Below are 14,369 nucleotides of genomic sequence, written 5' to 3'. Positions count from 1 at the left end.
GGCTCAGCCGAGGCGCGTGAGCCTGGTACCGAACGAGGGCTCGGCCAGGGCTCCCTTGACGGCGACCGGGACGCTCTTGGCGCCCTCGCCCTCACCCACCGTCAGCACACCGACCTCCGCGCCGTCCTTCGCGGTGTGCGGCAGCGGCGACGCACCGGCCTTCAGCGACAGCTTGAACTGCTGGCCCGGCACGCTGATCACGTTCAGGTCCTTGACGGCCACGAGCGGGGTGCGCCCGCCGAGCCCGTCGTCCACGTACCCGACGACGTCGCCCTTGCGGACGAGCGGGGTGGACGCGAGGGCCGCCCGCACCGATTCGATGATCTTCTTGCTGTTCGCCTTCACCAGGGCCAGGCTGTTGAGGGCGTCCTTGTCGGGGGCGGGCGCGCGCTGCTCCATCAACGAGCCGACGACCAGCTTGGTCTCGTCACCGACCGTCTTGTAGGACGCCCACACGAAGGTTCCGCCGGCGGGTGTGCTGGAGCCGGTCTTGATGCCGCGGAGGCTCAGGCTCGAGTCCGTGAGCAAGTGGTTGTTGTTGACGAGCTTCTCACCGAGGCCCGCGACGGGTGCCTCGGGCAGGGCGACGATCGCGCGGAACGCCTCGTCCTTCATCACCGCCTCAGCGAGCTTCAGCTGGTCGGTGGCGGTGCTGACGGTGCCCGCGTCCAGACCGCTCGGGTCGGTGTACGTCGTGTCCTTCATCCCGAGGTCCCGGGCGGCGGCGTTCATCTTCTCGACGAACGCGGCCTCGGAGTCGGTGCCCGTGTCCCAGCGCGCCAGCAGGCGGGCGACGTTGTTGCCCGAGGGGATCATGAGCATCTTCAGCATGTCCTGCTGGCTGAACTTCGAGCCGGCGGTGAGGCCCGTGATCCGGGACTCGTGCTCGGAGTTGCCGTCGGCCACGGCCTTCGCGTCGACCGTGATGTCCGGACCGGCCTCGGCCCTGCGCAGCGGGTGGTTCTTGAGGATCACGTAGGCCGTCATGATCTTGGCGACGCTGGCCGTCGGGACGGGCTTCTGCTCCCCGAAGGTGGCGATGTCGCCGAAGCCGACGACGCGAACGGCGCCCTGGCCCTTGGCGGGCCACGGTATCGAGACCTGTCCGTCGACGGTGTGGTCGGTCTCGGCGGCGACGAGCCGGGGGTCGGGCAGGGGCCGCAGCATCTGGCCGCCGATGCAGGCACCGACGAGCAGCAGCAGGATCGGCGTCCACACCTTGACGCGCCGCAGCACGGTCCGGCGCGGGGTCTCCGCCGGGGCAGGGGTGTTGGTGAGTTCGGCCAGCAGGTCCAGCGGGGGCAGGGGCTGCGGAACGGGAGCCTGCGGCCGCGCCGGGGGCTGGGGGCGCGCGGTGACGGGCGGCGCGGCGTCGGGGTCCTTGAGTGCGACGAACCGGCTCGTCCGCTCGGGAGCCGGATCCGGTTCCGTAGCCCGGTCCGAGTCCTCCTCCCGGCCCGCGGCCCAGGAGGGCACCTTCCGAGCGCCGTCCTCGGACCGGGGCCCGGGCTTCGGCTCGGCGGTCGTCTTGGGCCCGGGCGTCGCGGTGCCGGGCACGCGCAGGACCTGCGTCCGCGAGTTCTCTGCCTCGGGCTCGGCCTCGGCCTCGGCCTTCGGCTCGGCCTTCGGCTCGGCGGTCCCCTTCGGCTCAGTCACCTTGGGCTCGGGTACGCGCAGGACCTGGGTCCGCGAATCCTTCGCCTCGCCCTCGGGCTCCTGCTTGGTGGGCCCCTTGGTCTCGGCCTCGGGCTCCGGCTCTGCGGTCTTCTTGGGCTCCGGCTCGGCGGTCTTCTCGGGCTCCGGTGCTGCGGTAGCGGGGACACGCAGGAGCTGGGTGCGCGAGTTCTCGGCCTCGGCCTCCGCTTCGGCCTCGGCTTCGGGCTTCGGCTTGGCGGTCGCCTTGCGGTCGGGCACGCGCAGGACCTGGGTGCGCGAGTCCTCGGCGTCGGCCGTGGGCTCGGGGTCGCTGTCCGGCTCGTCGGTGTCGGGTGCGGCGGGAGCCTCCGACGGGGTCTGCGCTGCCCGTTCCTCGGATGTGGGCCCGGTGCTGTCCGGCTGTGGTTCCTCGGCGTCCGCCCCCGCAGCGTCACCCTCCGCTCGGCTTTCCGCAGGCGCCTCGGTGTCGGCCGGAGAGTCCTGCGCAGCTTCGGCCGCGGGCTGCGCACCGGCGTCCTCCGGCTCCTCCGCCCCGGTCGGTCCGGGCTCCGAAGGGCCCGAAGAGCGCCGGGAGTCTTCGGTCTCCGTCTCCGTCTCCGTTTCCGTCTCCGTCTCCGCGTCCGTGCCGGTCTCCGTGGCCGTGCCCGTGTCCGTGTCCGCGGACTCCGGCCCTGCGGGCGACGCCGCCTTCTCGGGTTCCTCCCCCGTGACGGTGGTTCCCTCGCGCTTCGGGTCGTCCGAGGAACCGCCCGTCACCGTTACCGCCTTCATCCCAGCCCCGCCTTGCCGCTCACACTGTGCAGATACCGTGCGGCGAGGCCCTGAGAGGGCCCCGCCACACTGCTAGATGCGGGCCGCGCACCACGCGTTCCCACGGACCGATCTTGTGACCGTTCGGTCATATTCGGTGAGTACGGCTACTCATGACCGCCCCGTCCGCCCCGCCGACGATGGACCGCAACACCACCGCCCGCACCATCGAACGGGGCCGTCCATGCTCAGCCGAATCGCCGCCGCCCTGGTCCCCGCCTTCGGGCGGCTGACCGTCACCGCCGACCCCGGTGCCCGGCCCGCCACCGGTTCCATCCTCGTGGCCAACCACACCTCCCTCGCCGACCCCGCCGTCGTGGTCGCGGCGCTGCGCCGGCACGGGATCGAGCCGGTCATCCTGGCCACCGCCGGACTGTGGCGGGTACCGCTGCTCGGGCCGGCTCTGCGGCGCGAGGGGCACATCGCCGTGCACCGCGGGACCGCCCGCGCCGCGGACTCCCTCGACGCCGCCGCCGTCGCCCTCGCCTCGGGCCGCAGCGTGCTGCTCTACGGCGAGGGTGGGCTGCCGACGCGCCGCGACGCGGGGGAGTCCGCTCCGGGGCCCTTCCGCAGCGGCCTGGCCCGTCTCGCCGCCGCGACCGGAGCCCCCGTCGTGCCGGTGGGCCAGGCCGGCTCCCGCCGTCTGTGCTCGGGCAGTGGCGCCAAGCAGCTCGCCGGGGTCTTCACGGCGCCGCTGCGCCGACCCTGCCTCCACGTGCACATCGGTTCGCCGCTGCACCTCCCCGACCGGGTGCCGGAGGCGACCGACCGCGCCCGTGAGGCCGTCACCGCGGCCTGGCGCACCGCCGCGTCCGCCGTGGGGGAGGGCGCCTGCGCGGCGGCGGCATGACGGCTCGGCCGGTGACCGTGAACTTCCCTCACAGGAGCGGCTTCTCGAAGCTGAAGGCGGTCACGGCCATCCGCTCACGGAAGTAGAAGCGGTGCGCGTCGGTCCGCTGGGTGCCGGAGTCCAGGGTCAGGGCGGTGCACCGGGCGGCCCGGGCGTGCTCTTCCAGGTGCGCGAGCAGCGCGTGGCCCACACCGGTGGAACGGGACGCGGCCGAGGTGACCAGATCGTCGACGTAGAGCTTGCGCACCATGGACGTGGTGGCGACGAGGCGCCAGCCCGCCGCGCCCACGCACACCCCGTCCGTGTCGTAGGCCGCCGTGAAGCGCAGTCCCTGGCCCTGCCCCTCCGCGAGGACCGAGAGGAAGAGCTCCTCGGTGAGGTGGGGACGCAGTTCGAGCAGCACGGGAAGCAGGTCGGCGGTGAGCCGGGCGTCACCGGTCTCCAGGTCGATGATCTTCATGCGGGCAGCGTAACCGGCCGCACCGGGGCGGCGATCTCGCGCGGTTCCGGCCGACGTGTCGAAATGGGAGGGACGGCTCCGACGTCCCCTGCGAGAGGCTCCCGATCCAGGAGCCCGCGACCAGAAGGAGTGGCACTCCATGAAGTACATGCTGATGGTTCTCGGCAGTCAGGCGGACTACGACGCCATGGGCGGCCGGGCGAGCAGCGGCAACCCCGCGTGGTCGGAGGCGGAGCTGAAGGCGATGTTCGACTACATGAGTGCCCTGAACGACGACCTCGCCGAGTCGGGCGAATGGGTCGACGGACAGGGACTCACCGAACCCCGTCAGGCCCGGCTGGTGACCGCGGGCGCCGACGGAGCACCGGTGGTCTCCGACGGGCCGTACGGCGAGGCCAAGGAGGTGCTGGCCGGCTACTGGATCGTCGACGTCCCCGACTTCGCCAGGGCCGCAGAGATCGCCGCCCGGGCCCACGCCTGCCCGGTCCCGGAGGGGGCACCCAACTACCCGGTCGTCGTCCGGCCCGTCGATTCCGTCTCGGGCACCGAAATGTGATGACGCCTTCCACCCCGCCCGGCCCCTCCGCCGCCGGACCCGCCAGCGAGGACCTGCTGCGCCGGCTGGTGCCGCAGGTCCTCGGCGCGCTCGTCCGGCGCTACGGACACTTCGACGCCGCGGAGGACGCGGTCCAGGAGGCCCTGCTCGCCGCGGCCCGGCAGTGGCCGGAAGAGGGCCGCCCCCGCAATCCGCGCGGCTGGCTGATCCGCGTGGCCTCCCGAAGGCTCACCGACCAGCTGCGCAGCGAGGACGCGCGCAGGCGACGCGAGGAGACGGCCGCGGCGCTGACCCCGCGGGACGAGTTCGTGGCGCCGCCGCCGGGGGAGGGCCGTGCCCCCGCCGAGGACGACACCCTCGCCCTGCTCTTCCTCTGCTGCAGCGCCGATCTGCCCGCCGCCGGCCGGATCGCCCTCACCCTGCGGGCCGTGGGCGGCCTCACCACGGCGGAGATCGCCCGGGCCCTCCTCGTCCCCGAGGCCACCATGGCGCAGCGCATCAGTCGAGCGAAACGGCGTATCAAGACCTCCCCGTCGCCCTTCCGTACCTCGGAGCGGGAACAGGGACGGGAACAGGAACGCGAACAGCAGGGGAAGCAGGAACGACAACGTGCGGCGCGGCTGGCCGACGTGCTCCACGTGCTCTACCTCATCTTCAACGAGGGGTACACGGCCAGCTCCGGCCGGGACCTGCAACGTGCCGACCTCGCCGCCGAGGCGATCCGCCTCACCCGCGCCGTCCACGCCCTGCTCCCGGACGATGGCGAGGTGGCCGGGCTGCTCGCCCTGATGCTGCTCACCGACGCCCGGCGCGCCGCCCGTACCGGGCCGGACGGCAGCCTGATCCCCCTGGCGGAGCAGGACCGTACCCTCTGGGACCGCGCCGCCGTCACCGAAGGGGTCGACCTGGTCAGCGACGCCCTCACCCGCACCCCGCTCGGCCCGTACCAGCTGCGCGCCGCGATCGCCGCCGTCCACGACGAGGCGGCGAGCGACGAGGACACCGACTGGGCGGAGATCCTCGCCCTCTACGAGGTGCTCATCCGGCTGGTGCCCGGCCCTGTGGAACGCCTGGGCCACGCGGTGGCCGTGGCCATGGTGCACGGACCGCGCCGGGCCCTGGACCTGCTCGCCGCGCTGGACGACGACGACCACCTCGCCGGTCACCACCGCCTCGAAGCCGTACGGGCCCACCTGCTGGAGAAGGCGGGCGACCGGGCGGCGGCCCGCGCCGCCTACGCGAAGGCCGCCGGCCTCACCCTCAGCGCCCCCGAACGCCGCTACCTCCGGTCCCGGGCCGCCCGGATCCCGGAATGATTCCGTCACGGCGGGCACCGGCGTCCGTATGCCGGACACCGTCCACGGTTGTCGGACCCCGGCCCTACTCTTGATCACGTGAGCCCGACCCCTGACGACTGCGCCCCCGGACGCTCCCTCGCCGAGATCAACGCCGACATCCGCTGTCTCTTCGCGCGCGCCGAAGGCCGCCTCTCCGACACGGAGCGCATCCGCCACGCCGCACTGCTCCAGGAATGGGCCACGGCCGTGCGGGCCTCGGTGGTCCCGGCCGCATAGGCGGCATCCGTGCAGGCCCCCCGGGGCGTGGCCCGCGGGTCCTGCGATCATCGCGTCGTGACGAGAACACCTGATCCGCGCCCCGACGAAGCCATCCTCGAGGGCCTGAGGTCCGCCTTCCCCGCAGAAAAGCGCGAGCCGGCCCTCGGATACCCGGCCGTCGAGGCGTGGGAGGCGGCGAACGGGGTGACGCTGCCGGAGCCGTACCGGTCGTTCGTCGCCGAGATCAGCAACGGGTCCGGCCCGGGCCCGCTCGACGGCGGGCTGCAACCCCTGGGGGAACTGCCCGCGTGCTGGTCCGGTGCGGAGCCGCGGCGACCGGACGCGGAGTTCCCGCTGGAGGCGGAGTGGATCTGGGAGGACGCCGAGTCCGTCGACGACGATGAGGACGCCCGGATCGACGCGGTGTTCTCCGACGGGTCGGTCGTGCTCTCGGCCCAGGACACCCAGTCGTTCTGGCTGCTGGTGACCACGGGTCCGCAGCGCGGCCGGGTGTGGCTGGTCGCGGACGTGGGCGCCAGCCCCGTCCCCGACGGCGAGCCCGTGGGATTCGCGGAGTGGGTACGGGACAGGCGGGCCGGCTGACGGTCCGTCGGCGCGGCGGGCACGGGCCGCTCAGGCGGCGCCGGGCGCCGGCCGGGCGAGGAGGCGCCGGAGCCAGCGGGTGCGGGCCTCGCGGGCGTCCCGGCTGATGGCCGCGTCCGGTGCGAAGGTGTCGAAGCCGTGGAACGCACCCGGCCACACGTGCAGTTCGGCCTGGCCGCCCGCCTGCCAGATCGCGTTGGCGTAGGCCACGTCCTCGTCCCTGAACGTCTCCGCCGACCCGACGTCGATATAGGCCGGGGGCAGCCCGGACAGATCCGTGGCCCGCGCGGGTGCCGCGTACGGCGGCACGTCCGCGGTCCCGTACAGGTCGCCCAGCAGCGCCCGCCACGCCGTCGCGTTGGAGGTCCGGTCCCAGACGTCGACGCCGGCCATCTGGTGGCTGGAGGCGGTCGCGCCGCGGTCGTCGAGCATGGGGCACAGGAGCAGTTGGCCGATGGGCGTGGGCCCGCCCCGGTCGCGGGTGAGCAGGGCGAGCGCGGCGGCGAGGCCGCCACCGGCGCTCTTCCCGCCGATGACGAGACGTTCCGGGTCGACGCCCAGGTCGGTCGCGTGCGCGGCCGCCCAGGTGAAGCCGGCGTAGCAGTCCTCCACCGGTCCGGGATGCCGTACCCGGGGCGCCAGCCGGTACTCGACGGAGATCACGGCCATCCCCAGGGGGAGGGCCCATTCGCGGAGCAACTGCGGGAGCACGGACGGGGCGTTGCCCACGATCATGCCGCCTCCGTGCAGGTAGTACAGCAGGGGAAGCGGCCCGCCGAGGCCGGCGGGGCGCGCGCTCAGCAGGGTGACGTCGGGCTCGCCGGGCGGCCCCGGCACGCACCACTCGTCGACCTCGAACCGGCCGCCGTCCCGGAGCTCCTCCACGGTCGGCCGCGGCCGCACGGCGGCGTCCCGCTCCTGCCGGGCGGCGAGGTTCTCAGCAGTGAACGGCCCCGCGGCCACCCCGTCCCCCGACGCGGCCAGTGCCGTCGCGAGTTCGCCGTCCACCGAGGGCGGCGCACAACGGCCCCCTGCTCCGGAACCGGCCCGGTTTCCCGCGAGATCCATACCCACAGTCAACCACCCGCCGCCCGCCCGCCGGCTGCGGCCGCCGCGCGGGCCCGCAGCCGGCGTTTGTCCGGCTTCCCCCGGGGGGTGAGGGGGATCTCCCGTACCCAGAACACGGTCGTGGGCCGGTGGGCCGGGGCCAGGGACCGTTCGACCAGGTCGCAGGCCTCGTCGGCCGCCGCGGCGCCCGGTGCGCAGCCCGCCGTCGGGACCAGGAAGGCGCACACCTCCTCCCCGGTGGCGTCGCTGTGCCTGCCCACCACCGCGGCCTGTGCCACCGCGGGATGCCGGGCCAGCGCCGCCTCGACCGGCATGCAGTACACGTTGTCCCCGTCGACCATCACCACGTCCACGGCCCGGTCGTCGAGGTACAGGTAGCCGTCCGCGTCGAAGTGCCCGAGGTCCCCGGTGCGCAGCCAGCCGTCACGCAGCACCAGGGCCGTCGTCCCGGGACGGCCCCAGTAGCCGGACATCATGGCCGCCGACCGGGTCCACACCTCGCCCGTGCGTCCGGCCGGTACCACCCCGCCCCGCTCGTCGCGGACCTCGGCCTCCACTCCCTCGACGGGCCGTCCGACCGACCCCAGCAGCTCCGGCCGCCCACCCACCGCGGCATCGTGATCGGCCGGGGTCAGCCGGCAGATCACCCCGGCCTCGTTCGTGCCGTAACCCTGCCGCCACCGTCCGCCCCAGCGCGTCACCGCCTCCCGCAGCCGTTCCGGATGGACCGGTGAGTCCCCGTACGAGACCACCTCCAGCCCCGGCACCCCGTGGGCGGTCACCGGATCGTCCAGCAGCCGGTACACCATCGACGTCGTCAGGTACGTGGACACCGGCCCCAGCCGCCGGCAGGCCGCCGCGAACTCCCGCGTCCCGAAGGGCTCGAGGATCTCGACCCTGCCGCCGGCCCGGAACTGCTCCAGGCAGCGGCCCCCGGACCGCTGCGCGAGCGAGGTCACCGACAGGTAGTCGGTCTTCGCCCAGCCCGCAGGCCGTACGGAGTTCCGCGCGGCCATCGCACCGAAGGTCGAGGCCACCCCCTTGGGCCGTCCCGTCGTCCCGCCGGTGTACGTCACCCGCGCCACGTCCTCGTCCCGCGCCCCCACCGGCACCGGCGCGGCCGGGCGCCGGCCGGCCCGCCGGACCGCCTCGTCCAGGCCCAGCCGGGGCGCGCCCGTAGCGGGCACCGGCACGTCGTGCAGCACCAGGTCCGGCCGGCAGTCCCGCAGGACGAAGTCCAGCCCGTACAGTGCCGGTCCGGTGACGACCTGCGTCAGCCGCGCACCCAGCAGGTGCGCGGCGATCCGTACCAGCAGCACCTCCGGCCGGTTCGCGCCCGCCACGCAGGCCAGCCCCGAACCGCGCCCGATCCCCGACTCGGCCAGCACCGCGGCGAGCCGCCGGGCCACATCGAGCACGTCCCGGAAGGACAGCACGACCGGGCCGGATCCGAGCGCGGGGCGCCCGCCGTTCCTCTCGAACGCCTCGACCAGCTCCGTGACATACCGCGCGGCCACCATGTGCGATCCGCCTCTCCCCGTACCGAGGGTGATCGTACGGTCCACCCCTGTCGCGCGGGCCCCCACCACACCGGCGGCCCACTCCACGGAAGTCCGGCCCAGCGGCATCATGGGCGGCATGACGACCGAATCCCGTGCTCGTTCATTCAGCTCCGCGGCGGCGCGCTACGCCGCGAACCGCCCCTCGTATCCGCCCGAACTCTTCGACACGCTGGCGGAACTGGCCGGCTTTCCCCTGGCCGGCGCCCGAATCGCCGACGTCGGAGCGGGTACGGGAATCGCCACGTCCCTGCTGGAGGCGCGCGGCGCCCGCGTGGTCGGGGTGGAACCGGGCGAGGGCATGGCCGCCGAGTTCCGGCGCCGCAACCCCCGCACCCCGCTGGTCCGCGCGGACGGCAACAGGCTGCCGCTGTCCTCCGGATGCCTGGACCTGCTGACCTACGCGCAGTCCTGGCACTGGACGGATCCGGACCGCGCCGTCCCCGAGGCGCTGCGGGTACTGAGGCCCGGCGGCGCACTCGCCATCTGGCACAACGACCCCGACGTCACGGTCGGCTGGATCGCGGAGCAGCAGGCGCGCATCGAGGCCCGGTTCGGGCCCGGCTGGTACATCAACGAAGGGGCCCGTCCACAGGACGGGCTGCGGTTCACCGGCCGTCACCTGTCGTGGTCGCGCCGGGTCCCGCTCGACACGCACCTGGCCAAACTGTCCACGCATTCCCTCTTCCTGGTCGGCGAGCCCGGGACGGACGGCTTCCTGACGGACGAACGGGCCCTGCTGATGCGGCGCTTCCCCGACGGCTGGGTGGAGGAGCACTACGTGGTCGAGCTGAACGTGGCGGTCCGGGAAGGGTGACCAGGGGCGAGGGGATGCCGCCGATCGGGTGAAGCGCCGGAACCCGCCGTCGCCCCGTCCGTTGATCAAGGCGCTACTCCCATGCACTCGTGCGACACAAGGACCCCTGATGCTCAAGAAGATTATGGCCACCGCCGCCGCCACCGCTTCCCTCGTCGGCGCGGGCGCCGCCGTGGCCGCCCCGGCCATGGCCATCGGGAACGACAACGGTGTCAACACCGTCAACGGCAACGGTGCCCAGCAGATCTACGGCAACCAGAAGACCCACGGCGACCAGAGCCCGCAGCTCGGCCTGGTCCAGGGCACGCTGAACAAGCCCTGCATCATCAACGTCCTGTCCAACCCGCAGAACCAGCAGTGCACCGAGAACTCCACCCAGGCCAAGGGCGACGAGCCGCTCTCGCACATCCTGGACAACATCCCGGTCCTCTCGGGCAACGTCTCGGCCGGCAGCTGACGAGTTCCCTCGTACGAGCCGGGGCCTCCGACGCCTGCGCGAGTGCCCACGGGGCCCCGGCTTGTTCCACCCGGATCCGCCGATCCGACCTTCGAACGGCGCGCGGCGGCCGCACGGCCGCCGACGTGGGCACCGACCTCCCCACCACAGAGCCTCCGCCCGGCCGGGCCGGAGGCTCTGTCGCGATGGGCCCGCCGAAGCCGTCAGAAGGGCCTGGTCGGCAGGTACTTCCCGTCCAGCGTGATGACGGCGCATCTCGTGGAAACGGTAGACGGTCGGATCCGTCGGGACGCCGCCCGGGACCGATCCGCGGGTCGGGATGGTCCGCAGCAGGCGTACCGCGTCCTCGTCCAGGTCCAGCAGCCCGCCGACCACCGTCGCGGAGGACTGCGGAAGGGCGTGCCGGCCCAGCAGGGCACCATGACCACCCCCACCTCCGGCCGGTCACCCTCGACCCCGCCCTGCCCTCCCGCCGCACCGTCACCCTGCTGCGGCGGGAGAACGCGTACGAGAGTGCCGCGTCCCGCGCCTTGACCGCACTGCCCCCCTGGTCCGCACCCGCGGCCACCCCGGTCCCGAGTGACCGCGGTGATCGCGGTGCGGCGCCGCGACGCGACGTGTGAACCGGCCGGGAGACGCGCCATCCGGTAGCTTCGGTTCCATGACCACTGAGCCACAGAGCTTCGAGATCCTGGTGGTGCCCGAGCACATCGAGAACCTCCGTGGGGCCTCCCCGGCGGACCGCGCCCTGAGGTCGGCCGTGGTCGAGGCGACCGGCGAGCAGGGGGCCTCCGGCTATCCCCGCTACCGGGGGCAGGGCGTGGAGGCCGACATCGACCCCGCCACGCGCACCATCGAGGCCCTGCTGATCGACGGCGCGGAGCTGGACTACGGGCTGATCGCCATGGTCGCCCCCGAGGACCGGGGCCGGGGCGGCCGGCGTACGTAGCGGGCTGCGGCAGGGGAGCAATCCGGGTGCCGCGTCCCCGCCCGAACGGCAGGCGTCCGGCCCGGACCCCGCGGTGCGGGGCCCTCGCCGGAGAGCCGTGGACGACCCCGGTGGAGGACGACGACGGCGGCCCCGAGGCCCTCGTCGCCCTGCGCCAAGGCGGGCTTCAGCCCGTCACTGCGCTGCCGGATCACCGACCGCAAGATGCACTACGACCTCATCGCGGCCGGCCGCGCGGTCGCGCTCAGCCGGCCCACGACCCCGACGGCCGAGGGCACCGTGATGCTCCCGCTCGTCGGCAGCCCCGTCACCGGACGCATCCGCCTCGCCTGGAACCGCTCGGTACTCTCGGCTGGCCAGGCGCAGCAGCTCTGCGGGGCGGCGGCCCGCGCCTACCTGGCCGACGTCGACAACAACCGCTTCCACCGGGCCGGGTGCGGTGGGGCGGCGGGTGGCGTCAGCTCCTCCGGTGGGCGGTCAGCAGCAGGTACTCCCACTCCATGACGCCGTCCGTGGTGTGTTCCGCGGCCAGCGCGTCGAGCGCCGCGTCCAGCGCCGCGACCTTCTCCGGATCGTCGCCCACCGCGCGGTACACGGCGATGGTCGGCCCGTAGCACGCCTTGAAGAACTCCCTGAAGTCCGGCGGGTTCTTGAAGAGGGTCACCGGGACCGTCCGGCGGCGGGCGACGACATCGGTGACTGCGTCGCCGAGCAGCTCGTGGACGTACTCCTCGTTCCCCCACAGCGGCGGCGGCTGCGCACCGGGCGGGGGCGGCGGGGCGTACGGCTTCATCGCCGCGAACAGCCGTCCGACGAAGCCCTCCGGGGTCCAGCTGATCAGGCCGACCGTCCCGCCGGCCCGGCACACGCGCAGCATCTCGTCGGCGGCGGTGCGGTGGTGCGGGGCGAACATGATGCCGATGCAGGACATGACGACGTCGAACTCGCCGTCCGCGAAGGGCAGCGCCTCGGCGTCCGCCTCCCGCCACTCCAGCTGCGCGCCCTGTACGGCGGCCAGGTGCCGTCCGACCTCCAGCAGTTCGGGGGTCAGGTCGGACGCCACGACGTCCGCCCCGGCCAGCGCGGCCGGGATGGCGGCATTGCCGGAGCCCGCCGCGATGTCGAGGACCCGGTCACCGATCTGGATCCCGCACTCCTTCACCAGCAGCGGCCCCAGCGGGGCGACGACGTGGGAGGCCACCGACGGGTAGTCGCCCATGGCCCACATCGCTCGGTGCTTGGCCTTCAGGCTGTGGTCGGCCTGCTGCGCCTCGTTCGCATCGGTCATGACAGCCGTCCTCCAGCGCTCGAAGCGGTCCTCCCCCGAGACTAGGGACATTCGGGCGGACCGGCCCGCCGGCGGGGCCACCCGGGTGCCGGCGCCCCGCCGGCCGGGTCAGTCGCGAGCCGTGAGGCCGCCGAAGTCGCGCGCGAAGCCTTCCCGGAAGCCGGGTCGCTCCAGCGCGTCCTCGAAGGCCCGTGCGGCGCGGGCGAGCGCGGTCGCGTTCTCCTGGGCGGCGGTGAGTTCGGCGAGGTACGCGCGCAGGCTCAGTCCGCGGTCGGCGGCGAGCACGGCGAGCCGGTCGCGCACATCGGTGTCGACCTCGACGGTGGTGGTGTCGGCCATCCTCCGAGTATGCGCGTCCGGCGACCGGCCGGGGGCCCGTTCGCCCGGCCGGTACCCCGCGGTCCGGCCCGCTATCCGGCCCAGCGTCCGGTGAGGAAGGTGATGGCCACCGTGGTGCACAGCGGCCCGGCGACGTAGAGGTAGGCGCTCCGCACCCGGGGGCGGCGCAGGCTCCAGCCGGCCAGGGCGATCCACAGCGGCCACCACAGCAGGGTGGAACGGGGCACGGAGGTGTACCAGTAGGAGGTGCCCAGCGCCCACAGGGTGAGGGCGATGTAGAGCGCCTCGGGCCAGCGGCGGCCCCGTACCAGCACGGCCAGCAGGACCACGCCGGTCACCATCGCCAGGAGCTCCGCCTGCCACATCAGGGCGTAGCCCGTGGGCTGGGTGTGCCCGAAGGCGGCCGTCCAGGTGTGGGACCAGGCCTCCCACGGCAGGTGGAAATCCCGGTACCAGCCGCGTTCCTGGGAGTGTTTCCAGGCCATCCAGTCCCCGGTCCACACATGCAGGTACCAGCTGTGGAGCAGTGGCGGGAGGGCCGGCAGCAACAGCCAGGGGGCGGTGCGCCAGGCGGCCCGGGTCCGGGCGGTCAGGAGGAAGTGGAGGGCGAGCGCGGCCGCGAGGAACAGTCCCGTGACCCGCACCGAGCAGGCCAGGCAGGTGAGGACGGAGGCGGCGGCCCAGTTCCGGCGCTGCGCCGCCAGCCAGGCGGGCAGGGCCAGCGCGAGGAAGAGCGACTCCGTGTAGCCGGCGGCGAGGAACACGGCACACGGCGAGACCAGCAGGAAGGCCACCGCGCGCCGGCCGGCTTCGTGGTCGCCCAGCCGGTTGCGGGCGATGCGGGCGAGGGCCAGGACGGCGACGCCTCCCGCGACGAAGGAGATCAGCGCTCCGGAGGCCGCCCAGGAGGGGACGACCGTGTGCACGGCGCGCAGGACCAGCGGGAAGCCGGGCAGGAAGGCCTCCCGGTTGTCCCAGCCGACGGTCCAGGGGCCGGTGGCGTCGGGGAAGTAGCCGTCCTTGGCTATGCGGAAGTAGAACGCCCAGTCCCAGCGCTGCCAGGGCGCGAGCAGCGACCCGGGCCGGTGGCTGTCGCCGCCGTCGGGGAACAGCCAACCGACGGCGCCCGCGGTGGCCCAGATGCCGACGCGGGTCAGCAGGTAGAGCCACAGCACCTCGCGGTCGGCCGGCCCGAGCCGGCGCAGAGCCGGGAGCGAGCGGCGGGGGCGAGGGGCGGCAGGACGGTCCGCGGGGGCGGGCCGCGAGCGGGGGGCCGGGGCCGGTCGGTGCGGGGCTGAAACGGACATGAGGGGATCTCCTGGCCGGCTGCGGGTGTGCGGAACCGCCGGCCGGGGTTTCCGGGCCGGTGTCCGCGGGCGGCGATGGGGGTGGGGTGAAGGC

General features: G+C 74.0%; 16 protein-coding genes and 1 pseudogene. 9 read left to right on the top strand and 8 right to left on the bottom strand.

Going from position 1 to position 14,369, the window contains the following annotated elements:
• Positions 1 to 3: 3 nt before the first annotated feature.
• Positions 4 to 2,427, bottom strand: a complete 2,424-nt coding sequence (locus tag IH80_RS45835; RefSeq protein WP_234432187.1) for a D-alanyl-D-alanine carboxypeptidase family protein — start codon at positions 2,425 to 2,427, stop codon at positions 4 to 6.
• Positions 2,428 to 2,650: 223 nt separating this feature from the next.
• Between IH80_RS45835 and IH80_RS0110125 the strand changes: the two genes are divergently transcribed.
• Positions 2,651 to 3,316, top strand: coding sequence for a lysophospholipid acyltransferase family protein (locus IH80_RS0110125; protein ID WP_030959391.1), 666 nt, complete (start codon positions 2,651 to 2,653; stop codon positions 3,314 to 3,316).
• 28 nt (positions 3,317 to 3,344) lie between these two features.
• Here the strand turns inward: IH80_RS0110125 and IH80_RS0110120 are convergent, their stop codons facing one another.
• Positions 3,345 to 3,776 carry a GNAT family N-acetyltransferase gene (locus IH80_RS0110120; protein ID WP_030959389.1) on the bottom strand — a complete coding sequence of 144 codons (432 nt, stop codon included), beginning with the start codon at positions 3,774 to 3,776 and terminating at the stop codon, positions 3,345 to 3,347.
• Positions 3,777 to 3,915: 139 nt separating this feature from the next.
• On the opposite strand from IH80_RS0110120, the gene IH80_RS0110115 reads away from it, so the two are divergent.
• The 4 genes from IH80_RS0110115 to IH80_RS0110100 all read left to right on the top strand — a co-directional run bounded on the left by IH80_RS0110115 (position 3,916) and on the right by IH80_RS0110100 (position 6,491).
• Positions 3,916 to 4,332, top strand: coding sequence for a YciI family protein (locus IH80_RS0110115; RefSeq protein WP_030959387.1), 417 nt, complete (start codon positions 3,916 to 3,918; stop codon positions 4,330 to 4,332).
• Positions 4,332 to 5,648, top strand: coding sequence for an RNA polymerase sigma factor (locus IH80_RS0110110; RefSeq protein ID WP_051809028.1), 1,317 nt, complete (start codon positions 4,332 to 4,334; stop codon positions 5,646 to 5,648). The genes IH80_RS0110115 and IH80_RS0110110 overlap by 1 nt, the downstream gene beginning before the upstream one ends.
• 78 nt (positions 5,649 to 5,726) lie before the next feature.
• A complete protein-coding gene (locus IH80_RS0110105) occupies positions 5,727 to 5,906 on the top strand; it encodes a hypothetical protein (RefSeq protein ID WP_030959384.1) in 180 nt (59 codons plus the stop codon).
• A gap of 57 nt (positions 5,907 to 5,963) precedes the next feature.
• Complete coding sequence (locus tag IH80_RS0110100; protein ID WP_037879447.1) at positions 5,964 to 6,491, top strand: hypothetical protein; 528 nt, start codon at positions 5,964 to 5,966, stop codon at positions 6,489 to 6,491.
• 30 nt (positions 6,492 to 6,521) lie between these two features.
• Here the strand turns inward: IH80_RS0110100 and IH80_RS0110095 are convergent, their stop codons facing one another.
• Both IH80_RS0110095 and IH80_RS0110090 read right to left on the bottom strand, forming a co-directional pair.
• The gene (locus IH80_RS0110095; RefSeq protein WP_051809025.1) at positions 6,522 to 7,559 is read right to left on the bottom strand and encodes an alpha/beta hydrolase; all 1,038 of its coding nucleotides are present in this window, start codon (positions 7,557 to 7,559) and stop codon (positions 6,522 to 6,524) included.
• 8 nt (positions 7,560 to 7,567) lie between these two features.
• Positions 7,568 to 9,079: an AMP-binding protein gene (locus IH80_RS0110090; protein WP_234432186.1), complete on the bottom strand. Its 1,512-nt coding sequence runs from the start codon at positions 9,077 to 9,079 to the stop codon at positions 7,568 to 7,570.
• Positions 9,080 to 9,197: 118 nt separating this feature from the next.
• On the opposite strand from IH80_RS0110090, the gene IH80_RS0110085 reads away from it, so the two are divergent.
• Together IH80_RS0110085 and IH80_RS0110080 are read left to right on the top strand one after the other, a co-directional pair.
• A complete protein-coding gene (locus IH80_RS0110085) occupies positions 9,198 to 9,935 on the top strand; it encodes a class I SAM-dependent methyltransferase (RefSeq protein ID WP_030959379.1) in 738 nt (245 codons plus the stop codon).
• A gap of 109 nt (positions 9,936 to 10,044) precedes the next feature.
• On the top strand, positions 10,045 to 10,392 hold the full coding sequence (locus tag IH80_RS0110080) for a rodlin (protein ID WP_030959377.1): 348 nt from the start codon (positions 10,045 to 10,047) through the stop codon (positions 10,390 to 10,392).
• Between the two features lie 203 nt (positions 10,393 to 10,595).
• Here IH80_RS0110080 and IH80_RS45830 read toward each other — a convergent pair.
• Positions 10,596 to 10,809: pseudogene (locus tag IH80_RS45830) on the bottom strand (cyanate hydratase); the annotation flags it as partial.
• A gap of 244 nt (positions 10,810 to 11,053) precedes the next feature.
• Between IH80_RS45830 and IH80_RS0110075 the strand changes: the two are divergent.
• Positions 11,054 to 11,341: a hypothetical protein gene (locus tag IH80_RS0110075; RefSeq protein WP_037879445.1), complete on the top strand. Its 288-nt coding sequence runs from the start codon at positions 11,054 to 11,056 to the stop codon at positions 11,339 to 11,341.
• Between the two features lie 204 nt (positions 11,342 to 11,545).
• Entirely contained in the window at positions 11,546 to 11,845 is a 300-nt protein-coding gene (locus IH80_RS0110070; protein ID WP_030959374.1) for a hypothetical protein, read from the top strand.
• Here the strand turns inward: IH80_RS0110070 and IH80_RS0110065 are convergent.
• The 3 genes from IH80_RS0110065 to IH80_RS0110055 all read right to left on the bottom strand — a co-directional run bounded on the left by IH80_RS0110065 (position 11,799) and on the right by IH80_RS0110055 (position 14,275).
• Positions 11,799 to 12,629, bottom strand: a complete 831-nt coding sequence (locus IH80_RS0110065; RefSeq protein WP_030959373.1) for a class I SAM-dependent methyltransferase — start codon at positions 12,627 to 12,629, stop codon at positions 11,799 to 11,801. The genes IH80_RS0110070 and IH80_RS0110065 overlap by 47 nt on opposite strands.
• 108 nt (positions 12,630 to 12,737) lie before the next feature.
• Positions 12,738 to 12,968, bottom strand: coding sequence for a hypothetical protein (locus IH80_RS0110060; protein ID WP_030959371.1), 231 nt, complete (start codon positions 12,966 to 12,968; stop codon positions 12,738 to 12,740).
• Between the two features lie 71 nt (positions 12,969 to 13,039).
• Positions 13,040 to 14,275 carry a mannosyltransferase family protein gene (locus tag IH80_RS0110055; protein WP_030959369.1) on the bottom strand — a complete coding sequence of 412 codons (1,236 nt, stop codon included), beginning with the start codon at positions 14,273 to 14,275 and terminating at the stop codon, positions 13,040 to 13,042.
• Between the last annotated feature and the right edge of the window lie 94 nt (positions 14,276 to 14,369).

It is taken from the genome of Streptomyces sp. NRRL S-378, from assembly GCF_000720645.1.
GTDB lineage: Bacteria > Actinomycetota > Actinomycetes > Streptomycetales > Streptomycetaceae > Streptomyces.
This window is presented reverse-complemented; position numbering and strand designations above follow the sequence as displayed.